The organism is Microcystis wesenbergii NRERC-220, from assembly GCF_032027425.1.
Lineage (GTDB): Bacteria > Cyanobacteriota > Cyanobacteriia > Cyanobacteriales > Microcystaceae > Microcystis > Microcystis wesenbergii_A.
In genome coordinates this window covers 2,675,187-2,699,317 of sequence record NZ_JAVSJA010000001.1, presented here as the reverse complement: position 1 = coordinate 2,699,317, position 24,131 = coordinate 2,675,187, and the positions used below count along the sequence as shown (strand labels likewise).

25 protein-coding genes, 1 tRNA gene and 1 pseudogene are annotated in these 24,131 nt (G+C 44.1%); 16 read left to right on the top strand and 11 right to left on the bottom strand.

Going from position 1 to position 24,131, the window contains the following annotated elements; all coding sequences use genetic code 11:
- Positions 1-41 precede the first annotated feature (41 nt).
- Both RAM70_RS13375 and RAM70_RS13370 read left to right on the top strand, forming a co-directional pair.
- Positions 42-950 (top strand): transglutaminase family protein, encoded by a 909-nt coding sequence (locus tag RAM70_RS13375; protein WP_045356301.1) that lies wholly within the window; start codon positions 42-44, stop codon positions 948-950.
- Positions 951-1,323: 373 nt separating this feature from the next.
- Positions 1,324-2,054 (top strand): annotated as a pseudogene (locus tag RAM70_RS13370) (IS4 family transposase); the annotation flags it as partial.
- A gap of 404 nt (positions 2,055-2,458) precedes the next feature.
- Here the strand turns inward: RAM70_RS13370 and RAM70_RS13365 are convergent.
- Complete coding sequence (locus RAM70_RS13365) at positions 2,459-3,196, bottom strand: phycocyanobilin:ferredoxin oxidoreductase (protein ID WP_045356299.1); 738 nt, start codon at positions 3,194-3,196, stop codon at positions 2,459-2,461.
- 294 nt (positions 3,197-3,490) lie between these two features.
- Here RAM70_RS13365 and RAM70_RS13360 point away from each other — a divergent pair, with 294 nt between their 5' ends.
- Both RAM70_RS13360 and RAM70_RS13355 read left to right on the top strand, forming a co-directional pair.
- Positions 3,491-5,803, top strand: coding sequence for a transglutaminase TgpA family protein (locus tag RAM70_RS13360; RefSeq protein WP_312674136.1), 2,313 nt, complete (start codon positions 3,491-3,493; stop codon positions 5,801-5,803).
- Between the two features lie 163 nt (positions 5,804-5,966).
- Entirely contained in the window at positions 5,967-6,122 is a 156-nt protein-coding gene (locus RAM70_RS13355) for a hypothetical protein (protein WP_190381345.1), read from the top strand.
- 107 nt (positions 6,123-6,229) lie between these two features.
- Here the strand turns inward: RAM70_RS13355 and RAM70_RS13350 are convergent, their stop codons facing one another.
- From RAM70_RS13350 to RAM70_RS13340, 3 genes are read right to left on the bottom strand one after another with little or no spacing between them, the layout of a single operon-like run.
- Complete coding sequence (locus RAM70_RS13350; protein WP_072024749.1) at positions 6,230-6,496, bottom strand: Txe/YoeB family addiction module toxin; 267 nt, start codon at positions 6,494-6,496, stop codon at positions 6,230-6,232.
- A gap of 43 nt (positions 6,497-6,539) precedes the next feature.
- Positions 6,540-6,686 carry a hypothetical protein gene (locus RAM70_RS13345; RefSeq protein WP_190381750.1) on the bottom strand — a complete coding sequence of 49 codons (147 nt, stop codon included), beginning with the start codon at positions 6,684-6,686 and terminating at the stop codon, positions 6,540-6,542.
- Between the two features lies 1 nt (position 6,687).
- Entirely contained in the window at positions 6,688-7,005 is a 318-nt protein-coding gene (locus RAM70_RS13340; protein ID WP_312674133.1) for a type II toxin-antitoxin system Phd/YefM family antitoxin, read from the bottom strand.
- A gap of 225 nt (positions 7,006-7,230) precedes the next feature.
- Here RAM70_RS13340 and RAM70_RS13335 point away from each other — a divergent pair, with 225 nt between their 5' ends.
- Together RAM70_RS13335 and RAM70_RS13330 are read left to right on the top strand one after the other, a co-directional pair.
- Positions 7,231-7,479, top strand: a complete 249-nt coding sequence (locus RAM70_RS13335) for a hypothetical protein (protein WP_045356295.1) — start codon at positions 7,231-7,233, stop codon at positions 7,477-7,479.
- 326 nt (positions 7,480-7,805) lie between these two features.
- The gene (locus tag RAM70_RS13330) at positions 7,806-8,270 is read left to right on the top strand and encodes an SRPBCC family protein (RefSeq protein WP_045356293.1); all 465 of its coding nucleotides are present in this window, start codon (positions 7,806-7,808) and stop codon (positions 8,268-8,270) included.
- Between the two features lie 73 nt (positions 8,271-8,343).
- On the opposite strand, the gene RAM70_RS13325 is transcribed toward RAM70_RS13330, so the two are convergent.
- Entirely contained in the window at positions 8,344-8,547 is a 204-nt protein-coding gene (locus RAM70_RS13325; protein ID WP_002778572.1) for a ssl0294 family protein, read from the bottom strand.
- A gap of 70 nt (positions 8,548-8,617) precedes the next feature.
- Here RAM70_RS13325 and RAM70_RS13320 point away from each other — a divergent pair, with 70 nt between their 5' ends.
- From RAM70_RS13320 to RAM70_RS13310, 3 genes are all read left to right on the top strand, one after another.
- A complete protein-coding gene (locus tag RAM70_RS13320) occupies positions 8,618-9,133 on the top strand; it encodes a DUF1499 domain-containing protein (protein ID WP_045356292.1) in 516 nt (171 codons plus the stop codon).
- Between the two features lie 37 nt (positions 9,134-9,170).
- Complete coding sequence (locus RAM70_RS13315; protein WP_045356290.1) at positions 9,171-9,668, top strand: DUF427 domain-containing protein; 498 nt, start codon at positions 9,171-9,173, stop codon at positions 9,666-9,668.
- 216 nt (positions 9,669-9,884) lie between these two features.
- Positions 9,885-10,766 (top strand): 4-hydroxybenzoate solanesyltransferase, encoded by an 882-nt coding sequence (locus RAM70_RS13310; RefSeq protein WP_045356288.1) that lies wholly within the window; start codon positions 9,885-9,887, stop codon positions 10,764-10,766.
- Positions 10,767-11,055: 289 nt separating this feature from the next.
- On the opposite strand, the gene RAM70_RS13305 is transcribed toward RAM70_RS13310, so the two are convergent.
- Entirely contained in the window at positions 11,056-11,622 is a 567-nt protein-coding gene (locus tag RAM70_RS13305; RefSeq protein WP_045356286.1) for a hypothetical protein, read from the bottom strand.
- Between the two features lie 126 nt (positions 11,623-11,748).
- Between RAM70_RS13305 and RAM70_RS13300 the strand changes: the two genes are divergently transcribed.
- Complete coding sequence (locus RAM70_RS13300; RefSeq protein ID WP_312674127.1) at positions 11,749-11,988, top strand: DUF6737 family protein; 240 nt, start codon at positions 11,749-11,751, stop codon at positions 11,986-11,988.
- Here the strand turns inward: RAM70_RS13300 and RAM70_RS13295 are convergent.
- The 4 genes from RAM70_RS13295 to RAM70_RS13280 all read right to left on the bottom strand — a co-directional run bounded on the left by RAM70_RS13295 (position 11,953) and on the right by RAM70_RS13280 (position 17,118).
- Positions 11,953-14,253: an ATP-dependent helicase gene (locus RAM70_RS13295; protein WP_312674125.1), complete on the bottom strand. Its 2,301-nt coding sequence runs from the start codon at positions 14,251-14,253 to the stop codon at positions 11,953-11,955. The two genes, RAM70_RS13300 and RAM70_RS13295, sit on opposite strands and share 36 nt — an antisense overlap.
- A 243-nt stretch (positions 14,254-14,496) precedes the next feature.
- Complete coding sequence (tilS, locus tag RAM70_RS13290) at positions 14,497-15,471, bottom strand: tRNA lysidine(34) synthetase TilS (RefSeq protein WP_190380659.1); 975 nt, start codon at positions 15,469-15,471, stop codon at positions 14,497-14,499.
- Positions 15,472-15,684: 213 nt separating this feature from the next.
- Entirely contained in the window at positions 15,685-16,707 is a 1,023-nt protein-coding gene (gene hemF / locus RAM70_RS13285; protein WP_045356280.1) for an oxygen-dependent coproporphyrinogen oxidase, read from the bottom strand.
- Positions 16,708-16,827: 120 nt separating this feature from the next.
- Positions 16,828-17,118 (bottom strand): DUF2288 domain-containing protein, encoded by a 291-nt coding sequence (locus RAM70_RS13280; protein ID WP_045356278.1) that lies wholly within the window; start codon positions 17,116-17,118, stop codon positions 16,828-16,830.
- 135 nt (positions 17,119-17,253) lie between these two features.
- Between RAM70_RS13280 and RAM70_RS13275 the strand changes: the two genes are divergently transcribed.
- From RAM70_RS13275 to RAM70_RS13250, 6 genes are all read left to right on the top strand, one after another.
- A complete protein-coding gene (locus tag RAM70_RS13275; protein ID WP_312674124.1) occupies positions 17,254-17,826 on the top strand; it encodes a TetR/AcrR family transcriptional regulator in 573 nt (190 codons plus the stop codon).
- Positions 17,827-17,857: 31 nt separating this feature from the next.
- Complete coding sequence (locus RAM70_RS13270; protein ID WP_312674123.1) at positions 17,858-19,141, top strand: ABC exporter membrane fusion protein; 1,284 nt, start codon at positions 17,858-17,860, stop codon at positions 19,139-19,141.
- A 7-nt stretch (positions 19,142-19,148) separates the two neighbouring features.
- A complete protein-coding gene (gene devC / locus RAM70_RS13265; protein WP_312675914.1) occupies positions 19,149-20,321 on the top strand; it encodes an ABC transporter permease DevC in 1,173 nt (390 codons plus the stop codon).
- 18 nt (positions 20,322-20,339) lie between these two features.
- Positions 20,340-21,059: a DevA family ABC transporter ATP-binding protein gene (locus RAM70_RS13260; RefSeq protein WP_045356272.1), complete on the top strand. Its 720-nt coding sequence runs from the start codon at positions 20,340-20,342 to the stop codon at positions 21,057-21,059.
- A 61-nt stretch (positions 21,060-21,120) separates the two neighbouring features.
- Positions 21,121-21,212, top strand: a tRNA-Ser gene (locus RAM70_RS13255).
- A 19-nt stretch (positions 21,213-21,231) separates the two neighbouring features.
- A complete protein-coding gene (locus RAM70_RS13250; protein WP_312674122.1) occupies positions 21,232-22,038 on the top strand; it encodes a radical SAM protein in 807 nt (268 codons plus the stop codon).
- Here the strand turns inward: RAM70_RS13250 and mrdA are convergent.
- Positions 22,035-23,909 carry a penicillin-binding protein 2 gene (mrdA, locus tag RAM70_RS13245; protein WP_312674121.1) on the bottom strand — a complete coding sequence of 625 codons (1,875 nt, stop codon included), beginning with the start codon at positions 23,907-23,909 and terminating at the stop codon, positions 22,035-22,037. The genes RAM70_RS13250 and mrdA overlap by 4 nt on opposite strands.
- Positions 23,910-24,131: the final 222 nt, after the last annotated feature.

Here is a 24,131-nt window from a genome sequence, read left to right as displayed (position 1 = left end):
ATCTTCAATTATAACCAGCTACTTTATTAAGGATAATCAGGATGAGTGTCATCTACGACTTGGAACACATCACCACCTATCATTATCGTAAACCGGTAACTTTTGGGGAACATCGGGCGATTTTTTTGCCTAGTGCCGGTCACGGTGAAAGAATTATCAGTTATTCTGTAGAAGCGAATATTGCCGCCAAAACGCGCTGGACTATGGATACTCTATCTAACAACGTGGTAGGGCTTGAATTCGCCGAAGCAGCGTCAGAATTAATCGTTACCTGTCGATTACGGGCAGAACATTTTGGCTTAAAAGCGATCGCTGATTTTCCCCTCGCTCAACGGGCGATCGAAATTCCCATCCAGTACACCCCCGATGAATGGTTAGATCTAGTGGCGTTTATGCGTCCCCACGCCGAGGATGCCGACGGCAGCCTGGCAGCTTGGGCCAAAAGTTTTGTAGCGGGGGACCAAGATGATACCCTCGATGTCATGGAAAGAATGATGGCGGCTATCAAAGATAATTTTACCTACCAAGCCCGGGAGAGTGAAGGAACTCAATCCCCCGGAGAAACCCTGCGGCTAAAGTCGGGAACTTGTCGCGATTATGCTTGGTTGATGATCGAAGCTTTGCGAAGATTGGGTTTAGCCTGTCGTTTTGTCAGTGGCTATCTCTACGATGCTGCCCTCGACGGTGGCGAAGTGGGGATGACTGGCTCTGGCGCTACCCATGCTTGGTTACAGGTTTATCTACCGGGGGCCGGTTGGCGTAATTATGATCCGACTAATCAAATTACCGCCGGCTTTGATTTAATTCGAGTGGCGATCGCTCGTCATCCCGGTCAAATCATACCTCTTTCCGGTTCTTGGTTTGGTGATGCCGATGACTATTTGTCTATGGATGTTAAAGTGACCATCCGCAAGCTGGGGACGCTGCCAGATTTTGATCCCAGGGAATAGGTTGAATTTCGGGTTTTTCCTTGACCGGCGATCGGCTTCTAACTCCCCCAAAGGAAAACTTCCTACTTCACTATTAGGATAACTGCTACGGCGGATTCAGGCTCAGTCTGGTACATCTTCTAAGGGTCAAGGCTTATCCAATAAGGAGTTGTCTGTGCCAGATGGATAGAGGAATCGCCGTAAGTAGGTAGGTGTTAAAAATTGTCGGCTCCCCCCTTATTAAGGGGAAATTAAGGGGGGATCGGCACCCCCCTTAATCAGCTATCCATTAGTCAGATCTTTCTTAACAAAAAGAGAAGAAACTTAAAAAAAGGGGAAACGATTGATAGGTATAGTTTTGAAAGAAGGAATTAAGGTGGAGGTGAGCAAAAAAATGGAGAAATGGGCAGCCCAAGAATTACAGTATGCAGACCTAGGGGACACCAGAAGAAAGAAAAGGTTAATCAGTATCGTGGAAAATTTGGCCAGCCAATCTAGTACAAGAGTGCCACAAGCTTCGGGAAATCTAGCCGCCGCCAGTGCCACATCCGACTTTTGGAATTCCCCCTATTTTCACCCCTCAGATATAATTGCCGCCCAAGCTAAAAGTACAGTAGAAAGAATCAAAGAACATCCAATAGTTTTGGCAGTTCAAGACACAACAAGTTTAGACTTTACGACGCAAAAAGCCAAAAAAGGAATGGGTTATCTAGATTGTCAAACATCCTTTGGTCTCAAAGTTCATACCACATTAGGAGTGTCCCCTGTCGGAATACCTTTAGGACTAATTAATCAATATGTCTGGGCAAGAGAAGAAAAGAATTTAGGGATTGCCAAGCAACGCAAAAAAGAGAAACCCAAGAAAAAGAAAGTCAACGATGGTTAAATTCTTGGTCAGAAACACAACAACAAATACCCGAAGATATTCAAGTAGTAACAATCGGAGATTGTGAGGCAGACATATTTGATTTATTTGACCAATCAAGAAGTCCTAACTCTCATTTATTAATCCGAGGGACTCATAACCGAAAAGTTAACTATCTCGACGACAAGGAAACGTCAGGGCATCCAGAGACTAAATATTTACATCAATCTATCAGAGAAATTCAAGCCTGTGGTCTCTTATACTAAATCTGGTTATTAAAAACTGATTATTTATTCACCCTTTTGCCTCTTGCCTGTTGCATGAGTGCCTGTCCTGATATGTAGGGTTTGCGGCAAAAAGTTTGTTGGTGGGGTTAGGAGTCAGTCCCGATGAAAAAATTTTCACCCCCACAGATGAAAGAGGTTTCCTTCCCTACACCCCACACCCTACACCCTCTTTCAAGTCAGAAGGGGAAGTCAGAATAACAGAATGACCTTGCGTGCCTAGAAGCGGAACCCTTTGCAATCGCCTCCGGAAAGTGCAAGGGTTTTGAGTACCTCGGCTCGATTTCTCAACGTTTGTTTCTGGCACTTTTCTTGAAAAAAAGTCCCAAAATCGTTTTCTAGTAAGGCTTCCAGTAATATTCAGCCTACCCTAGTTCAGTTTAATCGGGCAAATCAAAGAGAACACCCGTCATATAACGCTCTGCCCATTCCCAACCAAAGGCTTTTTCTAGTACACGCCGAGTTTTATCGTTTTTTTGCTGTTGACTACAATAATCCCGTTGTCCCTGTAAATAAATGCGCGCTTCTTCCCCAGAAAGAGGCTGACTTTCCTTAGCACATTTGCAGTGAATTGTCAAGAAATCTGTTACTCTTTGTAAAAATTGTCGTTCCTCGGCGGCGGTTTCGGGACGAATAAACAGACAATATTGGGAGAAAATATGACCCCAAGAAGGCAAATCACGAGCTTGGGCGAAATCGACCGCCGGTAAAGCCGCTAAAGCTTGATTATAGGCACTAGGGAGAGTTTTATCGCCACTGGTGGGAGAAAGATCCACAATAGCGGCACTGATTCCCGCTTTGCCGGAGACTATATCACATCCAAACATCGGCAGCGGATATTCTGGACGGGGGAACATGACACAGTGAAGGATATCCAAACCATTGCCCAGTTTAGCCAGTTCTAGGTGCATTTTGCGGAACTGGGGAGTTTGATAGCAGCGATTCTCGATAATTAATTTTTCCCCTTCTAAACGTCCCTCCACATAGCCTAAACCTTCCGGCAACTCAAAGGGCGACAAATCAAGATAATTTTCCCAGTGGGAGAGAATTGCCGTGGCTAATTGTCCAATCAGGGGATGAAGTAACGGTAAAATTTCAGGCTTGGTAACGGCTATCATGGGTCAGTAATCAGTAATCAGTAATCAGTTATCAGTTATCAGTTATCAGTTATCAGTTATCAGTTATCAGTCATCAGTCATCAGCTTTTTTCTCCTTATCTCCTTATCTCCTTATCTCCCTATCTCCCTATCTCCTTATCTCCCTATCTCCCCTGCTCCCTTCTCCTGTCTCCTGTCTCCTGTCTCCCGTCTCCTGTATCCTGACATCTAAAATCCACTTTACCCCATGGAGCGATCGAGATTAGAACTGGGAAACATAAAATTAACTTTTTGATCCTTCTCCCAATTTAGCCTATGGTTAGCAGTGCCGCTCGTCCAAGACCTTCCTTAAAAACCCTCTGGCAAAAGATAGAATCTTCTCCCTTGCCAGAAACCGAGGAATCGATTATTTTAAGAATTCTGGTGCAAGCTTTAGTAATCGTCGGTATTATCGCCACCGATGTGGCTACTGATAGTTATACCGGTATTTGGGCCGTTCCTCTCAGTATTATCGGCGGAATCTGGAGTTGGCGACGCAGGAAAAAGCGCAATATCGGGGCAAAATTTTGTATAGCGATCGGAATGTTGGTAGTGTTGGCGCTATTCTTGGGTAATATCGTTGCGATGCAGGATAGTCGCATTGCCCTAACACAATTATTAATTCAACTGCAAATTCTCCATAGTTTTGACCTGCCCCGACGCAAAGATTTGGGGTATTCTATGGTAATCGGTTTAATTCTCTTGGGAGTCGCCGGGACAATCTCCCAAACCCTCGCTTTTGCGCCTTGGTTAATCCTCTTTCTGCTTTTATCCCTACCTACCCTAGTTTTAGACTATCGTTCTCGTTTAGGTTTAGATAATCTCAATCAGAGTCTCCCTTTCTTCTCAAGGAAATCCCCCCGTCTAGCCACAAAAAAATTAGTTTCCCCGCAAAATTCTCCCCTTTCTCCCAAACGTTTCGGGATTTTCTTTCTGACAATTCTCCTCTTGGGATTGACAATTTTTGCCCTGATGCCGCGTTTTCCGGGTTATCAAATTCAATCTTTTCCCGTCAATAGTCCAGCAGGTATGGAAAATCAGGATTTTGAACAGGGAGACCGACAAATCGTTAACCCTGGCTATGTGCGCGAGGGTGAAACGGGGAATGGTGGCGTAAATAGCGGTAATAGTCCCACTACAGGGTCAGGACAGCTAGATCCTACCTTTTATTACGGTTTTAACAGCCAAATGAACCAAAATCTGCGGGGAAGTATGACTCCTCAGATAGTCATGCGGGTACGTTCTCAAGCCCCCGGATTCTGGCGGGCCATGGCCTTTGATCGCTATACTGGCCAAGGGTGGCAAATCTCGCGGGATCAAGAATTAGAGGATTTAAATCGCAATCGTTGGTCCTATCGCTTTTTTGTGCCACTACCCGCAACCCAGGCCAAAACCCATCAGGTAGTCCAAAGTTACAGCATTGTCTCCAGTTTACCGAATATTATCCCCGCTCTTACTTCGCCCCAGTTTCTCTTTTTTCCCACTCGACAGGTATCTTTGGACCGAGAAAACAGCTTAAGGTCGCCGGGGGGGTTAGCGGAAGGGCTAACTTATACTGTAATCTCACAAGTGCCGGAACGCAATCGCAGCCAATTGCGCTCGGCCCCAGAAACCTACCCTAAAGCTATTCTCAAGTATTATTTACAAATTCCTGCCGAAATTGCCCCGAAAGTCCGCCGAAAAACCGAGGAATTGCTGGCAAAATCTCCCACACCGTTAACCTCTCCCTACGAGAAGGCCCTATATTTGGCCCAAGCATTAAAGCAAAACTACGAATTAAAAACCGATTTGCCCTTTTTAGCCGAAAATGAGGATTTAGTCTCGGCCTTTTTGTTTCGTTTTCAGGGGGGTTACGCCGATCATTTTTCCAGCGTGTTAACGATTATGTTACGCTCGATCGGTATTCCTGCCCGATTAGCCACCGGTTTTGCCCCTGGCCAGTTTAATCCTTTTACTGGCTTTTATGTTGTCCAAAATACGGACGCTTACGCCATCACAGAGGTGTTTTTCCCTGGTTACGGTTGGTACACTTTCGATCCTATCCCGGGCCACGAATTAATTCCCCCATCCTTTGAGGAAGTGGAACCTTTTAGCGTCCTCAAGCAATTTTGGCAATGGGTAGCCGGATGGTTGCCTTCCCCAGTAACGGGTTTTCTCGGTCTGATTTGGGACAATGTTATCGTTACTATCGGTAAGTTATTGGCCTGGTTATGGCGTTTTATTTCCGGCAGTCTTTTGGGGGGAATTCTCGGTGGTTTAGTGGGGGTCGTCTTCGCTTACGCTGGTTGGTTAGGATGGGGACAGTTCCATGGTTGGCGTCGGGGTCGCAGGTTGTCCAAACTACCACCGATCGAGCGTTTATACCAGCAAATGTTAGGAATCTTAACAGAGGCCGGTTATAGCAAACATCCCGCTCAAACCCCTTTAGAATACGCCGCCGCCGCCCGCAGCGTCCAACCGCCGCCAGTGGCGAATATTATCGAGGAGATTGCTCGCGCCTACGTTGATTGGCGTTATGGCGGTAAATCGGCTAATATCGAGAGTTTACGCCAACGTTTTCGAGAGTTGCTCAAGCTAGTGAAAAAATGAGCTTGAGCCTATAGTTAGGGTTGGCTGAAAAACTTTTTCAGCCAACCCTAAATAATCAGTCTTTAATAACCGGATTTAGTATAATTAGGGCTAAAGCTTTGGCTGTTACTTAGGCTGCTCCCACAGCCTAGTAGCTTGGCTATGGCTTCTATACCAGCACTTTTTGAGAATTTACATCCGCAAGCGCCGGATTGAAGCTCGACGGGTCGAGATTGCCGCTAACGCTCAGGAAGTGTTTAAGGCAGTAGAAACAGAAACCGCTAAACAGAGAACCTTTGAAGAATTGAAATCTTATTTGTTAGCGGATGACGATGAATGATTTTAGCGACGGATAGCAAATTTAGGAAAAGCTTTTCTTGACAAAAGATAACTTTTTTTTCCGGTGCTTACCCTAACGGAAGTCCATGATGTAACGATGTCTTAACGCTACTCATAATGTGTCCACATCCGCAGGATTTTAACTATACCCTCAGATTGAATAACTTCGTACACAAGACGATGCTGAATGCTTATTCGCCGAGAGTACACACCATTCAAATCTCCCACTAACTTTTCGTAAGGCGGGGGATTTTGGAATGGATTGACCTGAAGAATGTCAAGCAACATCTGCGCTTTATTTTTTAAATGACTAGAATTAAGCTTCTTATAGCGGTAAGCGCTTGAGTGAGATACAGACCAAGCTTTGCCTAGCATGGTTTATAGCTTGTGACACTGTACCTAATACGACTGCACACCGCTATAAGCTAGTGAGGTACACATATTTTTCTTCCCTTTTGACTTTTGCCTCTTGCCTTTTGCCTAAAACCCATAACTTTTGTACCTCAGCAGACTGAAAAACGCTATAGCGTCTTTCTGCGCCTGTTTGGTGTAAACCAATTTCCATCTCACCATTCTAGCTCCTCAGCACATTCTTCAACCGGCGTTGCCAGTCCCTCCCGAATTGATTCTCGCATCCCCGGAATTGAGAGGAGATATAACGTTTCTTGTACCGATTTCCAATGCCCTTCAGATAGCAAAACTGCATTACCATCGCATCCCTCAATAATAATGGGTTCGTGGGACACAGTCACCGAATCAATCAAATCCTGCAACTTTTGTTGAGCCTCATTAACTGGGATCATAACCCCTCCTAATTGTTTTCTACCAGTGCCGAAAGAAAATCTTCTGATAATCCTAGCACCAATTACCCAAACCTGACTCAAGCTATAACCAATCTTGACAAAAAATCTTTTCCCGGCGCTTATACTGTCGGCACTGGTTTTTCGCAACCAAAGTAAATTACATATCTTAAATTGAGAGTAACTAAACTTGACAATCGGTTTAACAATGCGCTAGAGTAACCGAAACTTCTAAACTGTAACGCTGGCTGAAGGGAGGCTATTAATTTCGACTAAATTTCTTTACTACTAAACCAAGAAAATATAATTATGACAAACTATCAAACAGAAATTAAAATCAAAGTCCTTTTAGATGTTGCTGAAACTTATTGGAATGCAACGGAAGAAGAGCGTCAAAAAATAGAAGAAAAAATCGCTTTTTATGTTAAATATTCAAATTTATCTAGAAAAGAATCTCTGGAAAAATTATATAAAACGATGGATACTGTTGGACAAAAAGCACAAGAGAGAGGATTAACCACTGAAATTTTAGAATCTCTCTTAAATGAAGATGACTAGACGCTTTGTTATCGATACCAATATTATTATCAGTTAATATCGAGAGATTACACCAATGTTTTCGAGAGTTGCTCAAGCTAGTGAAAAAGTGAGCTTGAGAGCAGTTATCTTAATGGTGAGGTAGGAAGTTTTCGTTTTGGGGAGTCGATCGCCGGTCGTCCATAGCAAATTAGGTTACACTTTATCTTGATGAGAAAGGCTATAAACAAGACTATGTTAAGAAATGTAATCAAGGCCGAAACCCTTACTGTTGCCTTGTCTGCACAGTTAACTGTACTTTTGTCCGACTACCGATAATTCTCAGCCAGCAATTTATAAGCAGATCAATGTCATCTTGTCAAGTATTTGAACAATCAATTCAGATTAAAGCTAGTGCGACGACGGTAGAGCGTTGTATCACGGATTTAGAGTTAATGCGTCGTTGGTTGAATCCGGTGTTCGTTTTTGAACCTATCGGCGATTGGAAGACCGATATCGGTGGGAGAAGTCGTTTTTTGATTCAAATCCCCCTAATTCAGCCAACGCTAAAAAGTACGGTGATTGAGAGAGAACCGGGGTTAATTGTCTGGCAATTGGAAGGTTTTTTTTGCGGATGCGATCGCTGGGAATGTCAACCCAATGATGACGGCACTTGTCTAATCAATCGTTTTGAGTTTGCGATTCCTAATCCGGTTGTGGGGTGGGGATTCCAGCAATTCGCCGCCAAATGGACTAAAAAGGATATGGAAGCGCAATTAAGACGCTTAAAAAGAGTAGCCGAGGAAATTTATCTACTTTCAGCAACAAGTTAAGCTGATGGGGTGGTAAGCGGGGGGTTTTGGGGATGGGAGAATACCCTCACCCCCAACAGCTAACCCCTGATCCCTAATCGATCGAGATCGACTGGGGACTGTTGCCGTTATCCTGATTATTGTCGTTAAAACTGACTAATCCCTGCTCTTCTAACCATTTTTTGAGGGGATCGTCCGAAAGTTTCAAGCGCAGTAATCCAGAGGCAAAACCACCGAAAAAAGCGATCGGTTGTTGAATCAGTTCTTTAACAACGGGTTGTAATTCATCGAGAAACATCTTATTCTATCTCCTGATCTTGTCACACCTATCAATGTTAAGTTAATTGAAGTGATTCTGTGAGACTAGCATGACTGAAACTTCCGACACGGTGAAAAAATCTTTCCGGCTAACCCCGTTTATTTTCCTAGGAATACTGCTCATCTGGCTAGGAATTAGGTTAATTGCTCCCGATAGCGTCAGTTTATTCGCCGGTACTCGTCCCGATTATTTGGGAGTCAGGGAGGGTAAACTGGCCTCTTGTCCGACCACTCCTAATTGTGTTAGTAGTCAGAGTCAGGATCAGGCTCATGCGATCGAACCCCTTAGTTATCAGGGTAGCGGTGAAAAAGCGATCGAGCAATTAGCTAAAATTATCGCCTCCCAACCGAGAACTAAAATTATTAACCAAGATAGTAACTATCTCTACGCCGAATTTAGCAGTCAATGGATGGGATTTGTCGATGATGTGGAATTTTCTCTTAATCCTAGCAAAAATGCGATCGATGTTCGCTCGGCCTCCCGGTTAGGAGAATCGGATTTAAATGTCAATCGAGAACGAGTGGAAACCCTGAGAAAACTCTTTTCAGTGATCAGTAATCAGTAAACGGTGAACTGACTCGGAGAATACGATAAGAAAAATTATGTTTCGTCCCCAACCGATACCAGCAAAAGCAGGACAGGAATCCGTCTGGGATTATCCTCGTCCCCCGCGCCTAGAATTATCGCCTAAACACCTAAAAATTATCTTTAATGGGGTGATAATTGCCGATACTAAAAGCAGTTATCGAGTTCTAGAAACCAGTCATCCCCCAGTTTATTATCTACCGCCCCAAGATATTAAAATGGAATACCTGCAAGCCACAGCAGAAAAGTCTTTTTGTGAGTGGAAAGGTCTAGCCGGATATTACAATATCACCGTTGGGGATCAACAGGCAATTAACGCCGCTTGGTATTATCCGGACCCGACACCAGAGTTTCAGGCAATTAAGAATTATCTGGCTTTTTATCCCGCCAAAATGAGCGCTTGTTATGCCGACGGTGAATTAGTACAACCGCAGCCCGGCAACTTTTACGGGGGATGGATAACCTCCGATGTGGTTGGTCCGTTTAAAGGCGTTCCTAATAGTTGGGGCTGGTAATCACGTTAAGTAAGTAGTCGTGCAAAATTAACTTCTTGGTTAGGAAAGGCAAGAGGCAAAAGGCAAAAGGCAGGAGGCAAAAGGCAGCTACTGGCCAAAATTAATTAATTTTCTCCCCAAAACCCCACACCCTACACCCCACACCCCACACCCTACACCCCACACCCCACACCCCACACCCCCTTAACTCCTAGTTTCTACTTTTTACGAGAAATTATGACTATATCCCAACCCGATCTAGAACCCACTTGGATGACGATTATTCGCCTCTTGCGCTGGGATAAACCCGCAGGTAGGTTAATTTTGATGATTCCCGCTTTATGGGGGGTATTTTTGGCGGCAGACGGGGTGCCACCGCTACCCTTGATCGGGGTGATCATTTTGGGAACTTTGGCCACTAGCGCCGCCGGCTGTGTGGTTAACGATCTTTGGGATCGGGATATTGATCCACAGGTTGATCGCACTCGTAACCGTCCTTTAGCGGCCAGAGCTTTATCGATCAAGGTTGGTCTGATTATCGCTCTGATTGCTTTCTTTTGCGCCGCAATTTTAGCTTTATATCTGAATTTACTGAGTTTTTGCCTATGTTTAGCCGCCGTTCCCTTGATTATCTGCTATCCTCTCGCCAAGCGTTTTTTTCCTGTACCCCAATTGGTTCTTTCTCTCGCTTGGGGTTTTGCGGTTTTAATCTGTTGGAGTGCCGTCACCGGGTCGTTAAATAGTAATACATTTATATTATGGGGAGCGGTGATTTTTTGGACATTAGCATTTGATACAATTTATGCTCTGTCCGATCGAGAGGATGATCTCAAGGTTGGTATTAACTCCAGTGCCATATTTTTCGGCAAATACGCTCCGGAAGCCGTGGGGGTCTTTTTTGCCCTGACAGTGGGTTTATTGGCTTGGGAGGGGCAAAAAATGCAGTTATCAGCCTCTTTTTGGCTAGGGTTGGGTCTAGCGGCGATTGCTTGGTTGCGTCAATACTGGTTGTTACGTCAATCGGATTTACCCAAACCAGTTTATGGTCAAATGTTTGGTCAAAATGTTTGGGTCGGTTTTATTTTATTAGCGGCTATGATTGCGGGGAGTTTGTATTAAAACTCCCCCAAGAATGTCCCTAGAGTCAGCAACTAAGCTCTTCCTAATTTAAATTGCTTGTTGAGACGAGGCAAGAGGCATTCATGCAACCCCTCCAACCCTAGTAGGGTTGATTCATGAATCAACCCTACCTTGAATCAAACCTACCTTGAATCAACCCTACCTTGAATCAACCCTACCTTGAATCAACCCTACTAGCAGGGGGGAGTAAGGGAGATTCGGCTAATCTAAGAATAAGCGGTTTAAATACGTCTTAGCTTATCGAAAAAATCGGGTCTAAAACCTCGCCTTAATCTGACTCTAATAATCCCATTACCGTAGCTGATGGGTGTTCACCCGTCATCAAAGCTACCCGTCTTTGAAAATTTTTCTCCACAGCAATGCAGGTATTTAAGGGATCTAAAATACCCTTTCTGATTTGCCTTTCCCAAGAATAATTTCTTTCTCGGTGTTTAAATCTTGATAATTGCTGGGTGAAAACAGTAACCACTTGATAAATGATTTTTAAATCGTAAAGAGAGTCAATTTGAGAAATTTTAACCGCTAAAGCCCGAAATTGACGGGATATTTCTTGAGCTTGCTCTTGACTACAGCCATGGTCATGATGATAATAATTAACTACTTCTGCCATGTACTGAGCGTGTTTAGCGGCATTTTGAATGCTATGTTGAGCATTTTCCACGGGAGCAAGAAATCGATCTAATAATAGCTGTTGGACGTAGGCATCGCGAAGGGACGAATTAGAGATTATTTGCAATTCGGCCATTCTTTCTTCATGTTTACGGCGATTTTCGGCATAAATCTCCGTCAGAATAGTATCTAACAGCTTGGGAATCGGATAAAAGACATCAATCATAGGAAAATTTAGCTTAGTTTGTCTAGAGATAAGAAACTCTATTGATAGAATTACCCAAAATTGTAGCAGTTATCTGAATAGTCAGGTACGATAAAATCAAGTTAGTAAATTACCGCCCCTTAACCAATGTCTAACTCGAAATCCGATAACGTTTGGGACCACAAACCCCGTTGGTGTCAACCTTGGTCGATTTTGTTGACAGGAATTACCCTGATTGCTGGGTGTTGGTTTTTAACTCAGCGTCTCTGGTTAACCCTACTCTTATCTGTTCCCATACTCCTCTGGTGGTTTGTCTTCCTAATTCTTTATCCGCGGACGCTGCAGCAACAGTTAAACACAGAAAGAATCGGGGAAAGCATTGATTAAAACAGGAAAGACAGGACAGGGATTTTTATCCTGTAATTGACTACTTTCATCTCCGCGAAAAGTGTTCCAACGGAAGGGAGCTTTTTTTTCACTCGACATCCATAAAAGTCTTTTTGCTCGCGTCATCGCTACATACAAAAGTCGGTATTCTTCAGCTTTTTTAAGTTGTCCAGCTTCTAACCAAGCGCTTAAAGGTGGGGGAATAATTGGTATGCTGTCGGGGTTTAAATAGCGTTGATGAACTGCTGCTCGAATTTGCGCCCGGGCCACTTCTGCAAGGCTAAAATCTCCCAAAAACTTTGCCCCATTGGGAACCCAAGGTTTGCCCGGGATAATATCTTCATGAAGAAAGGGAATAAAAACATAATCCCAGTCTAAACCCTTGGCTTTGTGCATAGTAATAATCGTCAGTTGTCCGGGACGAGTATAACAATCGTCGTTATCTTCTTCCACCCCTTCAAATCGCTCAGAGGCGATAATTTCATTAAGAGTATTAATGGTATTTTTGAGAGAACTATTACCAGCAGTTTCCTGATAAATACGGGCGGTTAATTTTTGCAAAGTTGCTAATTCTGACCCCGAATATTGGAGAGTCATAGCGAAAAAAGATAGGAGTTGATAATGGGGTAATTCTAATCTAGCTTTTAGTAAACTGCAGCAATAACGACGGGCGATTTTTTCGTTAGATTTCAGTTCAGGATCGAGGGGAGTAGGATAAAGAAATTGTTCGGGATAGGTAACTAAAGGATTTAAATCTTGGGCAGTAATTAAACCCCTCAATTGTAACACTTCTAAGGCCGCTTTCAGATAATCGGGAGAGTGGGGACGTTCGACAAAAGCTAATAGTTTCAGCATTTCGGCGGGAATTTGGGAAAAGCGATCGATCTCGTTAGCTTCAAAAATTCTGATCTGATAACTTTTATAAAAATGGGCAAATTTTTGAGCAAAAAAGTGTCCTTGTCGATTTTCTCTAACGAGGATAGCGGCATTATGTTGAGGGTTTTCTTGAAGTAATTTAACTAGACGTTTTTCAATTAATTCTACTGTTTGATAAATATCATCAGGTTGATAAATTTCTAATCCTTTTCCCTCCTTAACTGGATTAGGTTGGGGATCTTCAGCACTGACGGGAAGAATCGCTTGAACTCGAAAAGGAGCCTCGGTAACTTTATGATTATCTTTTCCCTGTTTCCAATCTCGATCGACCCATTGTAAAACTAAATTAGCAGCTTCAATAATTTTAGTATTGCTGCGACCTGCTTGGTTCATAGTGGATAAATTGCCTTCGTTTTGACAACTTTCACAAAACCAATTAAAGTAAACAGGATCGGCGGGGGTAAAGGTAGAATTAATCGCTTGATTGGGATCACCGACGCGAATTAAATTAGGTATTTCCCCGTCATTATTTTTTGCTAAAATAGTAATTAGTTTTTCTTGAAGAGGACTAGAATCCTGTGCCTCATCTTCAAAGACTCCAAAGACAGATTTTTGCCATTGTCGGCGAATTTTTTCTTCCTCTAATACTCGCAAGGCTCCTAAAATCATGTCATCATAATCTATATAGTTTTTCTGACGCATCAGGATTTCATACTGTTGGTACAAACCACTAGCAATAGCGAGAATTTGATAATTATCGTCGGTATAGTGGCTTAATTCCCAGACTTGCTGCGGTGATAATCCCGAACTTTTTAGCTCATGAATGGCCGCATAGGCAAGACTAGGTAAAATTTCGGTTCTCAGCACCGATTGACGGCGTAATCTTTCGGTTTCTTCCCCATCAAATTCCACTCCTTCTAATAACTTTTGATAACGAATTGGATCGGCAATTAGCCATTTTTCCACCGAGTTTCTAATAATTCTGTGGCTAGGAGTCGGAATAACTAAGGTAGAAGATTCGAGGTCTAATCCCGATAATTCCGGATAACGACGGGCCAATTGTAGGGCCAGTCCGTGCAGAGTTTGGACGCTGAAACCTTGGGCCGAAAGTTGTAAATCTTGCAAGCGTTGTTTAATTTTAGCTTTAATACTAGCGGCAGCCGAGCGCGTGTAGGTGACAATAATTAACTGTTTTTTAGCATGAAGTTGCTCACGAGCAATAACCATAGCGGCAGCTACGGCCAAACTGTGGGATTTTCCCGCCCCCGGCACCGCAGAAATGGCCATTTTTCCTCCTTGCCAATCGGCTAATTCCTGTTGTCCGGCTCGCAGTTGTTGCCGGAGATTGACCAGTAAACTTTCTCGATTAATTACTTTAGTTTCGCTCATTATGCTCCGCCAATTTTATTTTTAGTTTAATTGTATTACTATTTTAGTTTATCTTTAAACTAATTGCTGTAAAAGTTAGCTACAGATAACTAGAATGGGGAGATAGGTTTTTTCAGTGAACAGTAAACAGTAAGCAGTGAAAAGAAAGTAGCAAAGTTTTCACCTAACACTGTCCACTTAAAACTGTAATCTGATAACTGATCACTGATAACTGATAACTGATCACTGATAACTGATAACTGATCACTGATAACTGATATGTAGCCAATTTTGTTGTACTTCTACTCGAATTTTGCCGCTTAAGGAGGAAGTGGCATCGCGATTAACACCAGTAATGAGATTAACCACTGACTCAACTTCGGCAAAATTAGGTGATGAGGGTAAATATTGAGCCAAAAATAAACGAATCACCCGTCTTTGTATCGCTAGAGGTAAAATTTGTAAAGGGGAGCGATCGAGTCTTTGTTGATCTAGATCGATAACCTGACGAAAAATATCCCGGGCAATACTATCTAAATAATCGCTTTCTGCTTCCAAAATTTCGGCAGTTTGGGCGAGATGTTTTTCAATTTGGGGATTTAAATTAGTTTGCAGGTAGGGTAATAATTCCCGACGGATGCGATTGCGAGCATAGCGTAAATTCTCATTAGCTCGATCGTACCAGATCGGTAATTCTCGACTTTGACAAAAAGCGAAAGTTTCCCCGCGAGTGACATTTAAGAGGGGACGGACTAAAAAAATATCTGGGGTTAAACTTGTCAACCAAGTTAGGGCAGAAAGTCCATCACTACCCGCTCCGCGCATGAGATTATAAAGAAAAGTTTCCGCTCGATCGCTCCTCGTGTGTGCCGTGAGAAGATAATTAAAACCCTGTTCTTGGGCGATTGTTTGTAAAGCTTGATAACGCCATTGTCGGGCCTTGGCTTCCGTTTCCGCCATGGGGGGTGCGGTGGCAATATAAACGGGTAATTGCCAAATTTCGGCGATTTTACGCACATGATCCACTAATCCTCGGTCCTGGGACCAACGGTGATCACAATGAGCGATCGCTAGTTGCCAACCCCAACGAGAGCGCAAATCCAGCAATAATTGACCTAAACAAAGGGAATCCTGGCCTGCCGACAATGCCACTAACAGAGACGCATTTTTAGGTAGTAATTGTCCCTTTTTCACCGTGGTTTCCAGACGAGTATGGAGAGGTGTCCAAAAATTAGCCAAAATTTTTAGATTTATTTACTTGACAAGGGTGTGGGAAGTATTTTCAGTGATCACTGATCACTGATCAGTAAACAGTAAAAAGACAGTAGGAAACTGCTATTTAATACTGCTCACTTAATACATAATGCTCACTTAAAACTCAAATCTGATAACTGATAACTGATAACTGATAACTGATAACTGATAACTGATAACTGATAACTGATAACTGATTTAACCTTGCCAATTAACCCAATCTTGGGGTTTTAGGAAGACATCATAGAGTTTTGCTTCTGGGGTATTGGCTGCAGGTTGATAACAGTATTCCCAACGGACTAAAGGAGGTAAAGACATCAAAATTGACTCGGTACGACCATTAGTTTGCAACCCAAAAATTGTGCCACGATCATAAACTAAATTAAATTCTACATAACGACCGCGACGATAGAGTTGAAACTGACGTTCTCTGTCACCGTATTCCGTCGAGCGCCGTTTCTGGACAATGGGAACATAAGCGGGTAGAAAAGCCCGGCCACAGTCATTAATGAAACTAAAAATTTCTTCCCAGTTGCGCGGTTGTTGGGGAGATAATTTTTCTGAATAGATAGCGGCATCACTTTCGGCAAAGGGACCCCGATAGAGAGGGTCTAAACCGTCTTGGTAATCAAAGAAAATCCCGCCGATGCCTCTGGCTTCCTGACGATGATTGAGATAAAAATATTCATCACACCAGCGTTTAAAAACGGGATAATATTCGGGATGATGTTGGTCGCAAACCTGTTTAAAAGTGCGGTGAAAATGACTAGCATCTTCTTCAAAGCCATAGTAGGGAGTTAAATCAGCGCCGCCGCCAAACCACCAAACTGGACCGGCTTCAAAATAGCGATAATTGAGGTGAACCGTGGGAATATAAGGATTGTGAGGATGCAAAACCATCGAGGTTCCCGTGGCGTAAAATTGATGACCGGCAGCCTCGGGCCGTTGTTTGGCAATGCTAGGAGGTAATTCTTTCCCCCAAACTTCCGAAAAATTCACCCCTGCCTGTTCAAAAATTGCCCCTTCCCGCAAAACTCGCGAACGTCCGCCGCCACCTTCAGGCCGTTGCCAACTATCTTCGATAAATTTTGCTTGTCCATCCACTTCTTCTAATCCCTGACAAATTTCATCCTGTAGGGATTTCATAAATTCACTGACGCGGCTACGGCTGTCACTGGCGGGCAAATTGGCAAGGGTGGGGGTTGTGGTGAATGCAGTCATACTTAAGGATCAAAGTTGATAACTCAGTGATTATATTACTACTGGGTGATGAAACGGCCGCTCTTCGATACTTAACTTAACATTTAGACGGATTGGGGGTTTTTCAGTGATCAGTGTTATCTAAACTATGGTCTGAATTAACACAAAAGGTTGCACGATTAGTGTATTAAAAAGGTTATCGGGATGGGAATTCCAATCGCTTAATTGCTCTTGTGTCGGTTTTTCTAGTAGTTTTTCCCCGATCCAATTCTGCACTTGAGCAACCTGATCACTGGCGATCGCTTCTGCCACTTCGATTAAATTGAGGGAATCGGAAACCAGGATCAGCGCATCCCTTTGAGCATGGGGGATCAAGTCACTCCATTCCACTTCGGCTAATTCCTCTAATAACTGCTCGTGAATATTACCCATACTGTCAATCCTTGCGAAAAAGCTCGCTCAATAACGAATTATCCCCTCCTTCTAGCATACAGGCAAAGGGACGACTGATTTCCCCATCTATAGTAATGTTAAGCTAAAATATAACGAACGTTCGATATTAAATTTATGCCTAAGATAGTAGATGTAGAACAATACCGAAAAGAACTCCTCTTAAAAAGTGCCGAACTCTTTGCCGAGAAAGGCTATGCTAACATGACGACGAGAGAATTAGCGCAAGGATTAGGAGTGTCCACGGGAACGCTATACCACTACTTTCCCAGTAAAGCGGCACTTTTCGAGCAATTAGTCGAGGAGATGTGCCGGCAGGATGTTTTATTAGCTAAAGCCGAGATCGATCGAGGAAAAACCCTGATAGAAAAGCTAAAAATTCTCGGCAAATTTATGACTAATCGCGAGGATTCCTGTATCAAACAATTATTCTTATCGATCGATTATTCTCAATACCAAGGACGAGAAGAACTGCGTCGTAGTCAATTTTTTGAGCGCATTGATCGCCGCTATCATCAGGCAGTAATCGAGATTTTAGGTATTAGCGATCCGAGTGTAGCTTGGTTAGTTGTCAGCGTTATTAATGGACTGATATTAGAGCGCCTGTGGTGCAATGAACAGATTGCGATCGATGAACAAATGGAATTATTAGGTAAAATTCTTACTACTTATTTGCAGAAAAAATGTTAACCCCCAACAATCACTTATTAACTAAAAAATTATGAAAGGTAAAACTTTTGTGAAACCAAATCAAAAGTTAATAATCGGGTTAATAGTATTAGGCACGGGATTATTAGGAATAACCACCTTTTATAGTCTTTCCCAAGTCGCCCCCAAACCCGAAACCAAAACCCCTGTAGTTGCCTCGCCCGCACCGCAAAAAATCACCGCTTTAGGCAGAATTGAACCGAGGACAGAAATTATCAGCATATCTGCCCCGATGTTGCTTAATTCCGATCGAGTCATACAATTATTAGTCGATGAAGGAGATAGCGTCAAAACGGGACAAATAATCGCCATTCTCGAAAGTCAGGAAAGATTAGAGGATAACCTGCAACAGGCACAAGAACAGGTGAAAGTAGCCGCAGCCAAACTAGAACAGGTGAAAGCTGGGGCAAAAGTCGGTGAAATCGATGCTAATGCCGCTAACGTGCGAAAAATCGAGGCACAATGGGTAGGGGATCAAGCAACCCAAAGGACAACCATCCAAAGATTAACAGCGCAATTAGAAGGGGATATAGCCGCCCAAAAAGCGACAATTGGCAAATTAGAAGCAGAATATCGCAATGCCAAAGCTGAATTTGATCGCTACGAAAAACTCTATCAAGAAGGGGCAATTTCCGCCTCTAGTTTTGATAGTAAAAGACTGAATTTAGAAACCAGTAATCAACAACTAACAGAAGCAAAAGTTACCCTAGAGAGAATTGAACGCACTGGTAAACAACAGATACAAGAAGCCAAGACTACCCTAGCCCGGATTGAATCCACCGGTCAACAGCAGATCAAAGAGGCCAGATCCACTTTAAATCAAGTCTCAGAAGTGCGGGGAGTCGATGTGCGGGCAGCCCAAGCGGAGGTAAATGCTGCCCTAGTTGCCGTTAAAAAGGCTCAAACCGAGTTAAATCAGGCTTATATTCGATCGCCAATTACCGGCAAAGTGATTAAAGTCAATACCCGTATCGGGGAACAAATCAGCGATCAAGGAATTGTTGACCTCGCTGAAACCGAGCGCATGGAGGTAATTGCCGAAATCTATCAAAGCGATATCGGGAAAATTCGCTCTGGACAAACTGCCACGATTACCGGATCGGCGTTTAAGGGCGAAGTTAGCGGAAAAGTGCGCTTAATTGCTTTAAAAGTTGACCAACAAAATATCTTCAGCAATCAACCAGGGGAAAACTTCGATCGCAAAGTTATCTCTGTCCGCATTGCCTTAGATCGCAAAAACAGTGAAAAAGTGGCAGGTTTAACCAATTCCCAAGTAACTGTAACTATCAATGAGTAGGTTTTCCATGAAACTAACCCATCTATTCAAAAAAACGCCCCTATCTTGGTTACAGGTGACGCGAGAGAAAACCCGTTTGATCGTGGCTATTGCCGGGATTGCTTTTGCTGACTTCTTAATCTTCACACAGTTGGGGTTTCGGGATGCCTTATTTGACGCTTCCGTTAAACCCCATTATGTTCTCGATGCGGATTTAGTCCTGATTAATCCCCAATTCGATACCCTCTTTGCGGTGAAAAGTTTCTCACGCGATCGCTTGTACCAAGCTAAAAGAGTCGAGGGCATTCAATCTATAGCCCCAGTTTATATTGCTTCGGCCCAGTGGCGCAATCCCGAAACTGCCCTAGAAAGAACTACTTTAGTCTTTGGTTTTGATCCCAGTCAACGGGTTTTTACCCTCCCAGAAGTCAATCAAAAATCCAGTGATCTAAAGATGTTAAATCGCGTCTTATACGATCAAGCAGGAAGACCAGAATTCGGTCCAATTGCCGATTTACTCCAGAAAAACCCCGATTTGACAGTTCAGTTAAATAAAAAAGAGGTACAGGTAGCGGGAATTTTTACCCTTGGTGCCTCCTTTGCTGCCGATGGTAACGTCATTAGCAGTGATTCTACCTTTTTAAGGCTCTTTCCCGAACGTCAACCCCACGAAATCGATATAGGACTGGTGAAACTGCAACCGGGGGCAAATATCGAGGCAGTTAAGGTCAATTTACAGGCACTTTTCCCTAAAAATGAAGTAATTGTCCTTACTTTAAAAGAATTTGCTGAAAGGGAAAAAACCTATTGGGCAAATGGTACAGCGATTGGTTTTATCTTTGGTTTAGGTACAGTAGTCGGTTTTATCGTCGGTATCGTCATTGTCTATCAGATTCTCTATTCCGATGTCACCGATCACTTACCCGAATACGCTACCCTAAAAGCTATGGGTTACGGTGATTGGTATTTAGTCGGGGTTTTGATGCAAGAGGCCTTATTACTAGCGGTTTTGGGGTATATACCGGGGTTTATCGTCTCTCTCGGTGTTTATCATCTCGCTTCCTCCGCTACACTGTTACCGATAGTGATGACTACCCCTAGGGCGATCGAAGTTTTAATCCTGACAATTATTATGTGTATTGCCTCTGGAATTGTCGCCATGGGCAAATTAAGGACAGCAGATCCAGCCGATATTTTTTAAGCTATCAAGGGTGAAATAATGCGGATTTTTCAAAAAGAGCGAGAATTAGTCGATTTTAGCCCTAATGAACCCGTAATTGCTATTAAAGGCTTAAATTACTATTTTGGCACGGGGGAATTAAGAAAACAGGTTTTATACGATATCGATCTGGAAATTAAAGCGGGGGAAGTAGTAATTATGACCGGTCCTTCGGGGTCCGGGAAAACTACTTTATTGAGTTTAATGGGAGGTTTGCGATCGGCACAAGCGGGCAGTTTAAAAATTCTCGGCCAAGAAATGTTAGGAATTAGTAAGGGCAAAATGCTGAAAATTCGCCGACAAATTGGCTATATTTTTCAAGCACATAATTTACTAAAATTCCTCACAGCGAAACAAAACGTAAGGATGTCTTTGGAACTGCACGAGGAGTTTTTAGAACAAGATCTCGATCAAAAAGCGGCGGCAATTCTAGAGTCAGTCGGTTTAGGCAACCGCGTTGATTATTATCCCCATGATCTATCGGGGGGACAAAAACAACGGGTTGCGATCGCTCGCGCCCTCGTCAGTCATCCCAAATTAGTCCTCGCCGATGAACCGACCGCGGCCTTAGATAAACAATCCGGGCGCGATGTGGTGGAAATCATGCAGAAATTGGCAAAAGAACAAGGTTGCACGATTTTACTTGTCACCCACGATAACCGGATTCTCGACATCGCCGATCGCATTGTCAATATGGAGGATGGTCGTTTAGGCGATTAACTGCCCAAAAATTACTTGCCAAAAATCGGCCTTTTATGTTAGACTAAAATAATGTCATCTTGGAGAGGTGGCAGAGTGGTCGAATGCGGCAGATTGCTAATCTGTTGTACGAATCGTAAGACCGTACCGAGGGTTCGAATCCCTCCCTCTCCGTCTTCTTTCGGTGTGTTCGATGACTGCTCGCCAGGATTATTTCTGCTCCGTATATGGTCCGGTTGCCTCTTGGCGTTTCGGCAGTTCCCTGGGCATTGATCCGATTGGTTTAGTTTCCACCTGTTCCTTTAACTGTGCCTACTGTCAGTTAGGAGAAATTGAGCAAAAAACCGAGCAACGAAAAATTTTTATCACTAGCGAACAAATTAGCAGGGATTTAAGGGCTTTTGCTCCTTGGGAGGTGGATATAGTCACTCTCAGTGGTAGCGGGGAACCCACCCTCGCCCTCAATTTAGGGGAAATACTGGCCACCGTCAAGGAAATGACCAGGCGGCCGGTGGCGGTCTTAACCAATAGTACTCTCCTGGGAGATGCCCGAGTGCGTCAAGACTTGAGCAAAGCTGATATCGTCGCCGCTAAAATCGATGCTGTTTCCGAGGCCCAATGGCGACGGGTTAACCGTCCAGTCCCCGGCCTGGATTGGCAGGGTCTTTGGTGGGGATTAAGACAATTTCGCCAAGAATGGTCGGGAAAACTAGCAATTCAAACCATGGTGCTGGCCTCTTGGTCGCCCCAAGAGCAAGACCAGTATATCGATTTGATGCAACAGCTACAAGCGGATGAAATTCAACTTAACACCCCGACCCGTCCCCGGGCCAGACAAAGACAATTGGAAACCCGCGGTAATAATCCCCTCACCGCTGCCGACGGAATGCAAATTCTCAAACCCGTAAACGCTGAAATATTGGCAATTTGGGCGGAAAAAATCGCCACGGCGACGGGAATTACCGTGCGCTGTGTGCCACTTACCGCCACAGGTCTCTAAGGCTTCGGCCGAGGTTTTTCTTCTTTCGGCTTGACATTAAAATAAGCCTCCATTACCTGACGTACCATAGGTGCGGCCACTTTACCACCACCACCGCCGGAATGTTCCGCAAAGGCGACCACGACAATTTCGGGCTTGTCGAAGGGTGCAAAAGCTCCAAACCAAGCGTGGGACTGCCCCGGGGGTGCTTCTGCCGTGCCGCTTTTGCCCGCTACGGGCGGTAAAGCGGGGTCTGATAGGGCCCGCCCCGTTCCTTCCGCTACCACGGCTCTCAGGGACTTTCTCAGGGTGTCTAGGGTGCTAGGTTTCATGTTCAAAGATTTTCGCCATTCCTTAACATCCCGGGCATCCTGTAAAAGGTGCGGTTTCACCAAAAAACCACCGTTAGCGGGGACAGCAAACATCACAGCTACCTGTAGGGGAGTTGCGAGGGTAAATCCTTGACCGATCGACATATTAATCGTATCCCCTACGGACCAATCCCAGTTTTTAAAATTACGCAGCTTCCAATCGCGATCGGCAATTAACCCCGGGGTTTCTTCCGCTAATTCTATCCCGGTTTTCTGACCGAAACCGTAGCGCCGAGCCATGGCAATTAAAGCCGGTCCCCCCACTCCGCGACCTATTTGACCGTGAAAAGTGTTACTACTCATGGCCATGGCCCGGACAAAACCCATCGGACCAAAACCAGCGCGATTCCATTCCCCAAAAGCTGTCCCCCCCACATAAAGGGCGGCAAAGGTATTTAAGACCGTATTAGGGGGAAATTTACCCGATTCCATGCCAGCAGTGGCAGTGACGACTTTAAAGGTGGAAGCGGGGGGGAATCCTTGGAGAGCGCGGTTAACAAACGGGTTGCCCTCCGCTTGTAGTTTTTTCCAAGTGGCGGTGGTAATTGGGGCCGAGAAAACATTGGGATCGAAACTAGGATAACTGACCATGGCCCGCACGGAACCATCCCGGGGATCGATCGCCACGATCGCACCCTTGCGTTTTCCTAAAGCGGCCTCGGCGGCTTTTTGGAGTTTTAAATCTAGTGTCAGGGTGACATCTTGCCCCGGTTTAGCAATTTTTTGGCCGAGAATTTGGATTACTTGTCCCGATCCGTTGACCTCTAACTGCATTCCCCCCCATTCTCCCCGCAATTTTGACTCGTAGGCGGCTTCTACACCCATTTTACCGACGACATCTCCCAATCGGTAGCCCTGTCGTCTTTTGGCTTGATATTCCTCCGGGGTTAGTTCCCCAGTATAACCGAGAATATGCGCCCCAATTTTACCATTGGGATAGTAGCGCACTGATTCCACGTCCACTTCAATGCCGGTTAATTCGTCTTTGTATTCCTCTAGGGCGATAATTTGGCCTGGAGTTAAACCCCTAGCGATGCGGATCAGGGTGGAGGGGTTTTCGTCCGCTTCGTTAATGCGTTTTTCTAGGTCGCTTCTGGGAATTGCTAAAATACTGGCTAAACGGTCAAGATTGAGTTTTTGGGCAGGATTACGCTGGGATTTGGGCCAAATATAGGCCGCATGGGTTAAACGGGCCGTAGCCAAAACTTTGCCATTGCGATCAAATAAGTTGCCCCGGACTGGGGGTTTGGGAAGAATGCGAATCCGGTTATTTTCTGCCCTTTCTCGGTTAATTTGTCCTTGCTGCAGTTGTAAATAGGCCAATCGTGAGCCGACTCCTCCTAGCAGGACAAGGCTAATTAAGCCCATAATTAGCCATGACTGACGCTGACGACCGACTAGACGCTCCTTGTCTTTGATTTTATTCTGTAATTTATTCGGCGATGGCCGCGTCGGCGAGGTGAGCGGTTTTTTCGGTTTCAGTTTGACTTTGGTTTTTGATAGGAGTCCGCTATTACGCATTTGCTTAAAGTTATAAAATTTAAAAGTTATTAGGGCAGTTATCAGTTATCAGTTATCAGTTATCAATTATGAGATTTGAGTTTTAAGTAATAAGTATTAAGTGAGTAGTTTTAAATAGCACTTTCCTAATGTCTTTTCACTGGTTACTGGTTACTGGTTACTGCTTACTGGTTACTGGTTACTGGTTACTGGTTACTGATCACTGCTTACTGCTTACTGGTT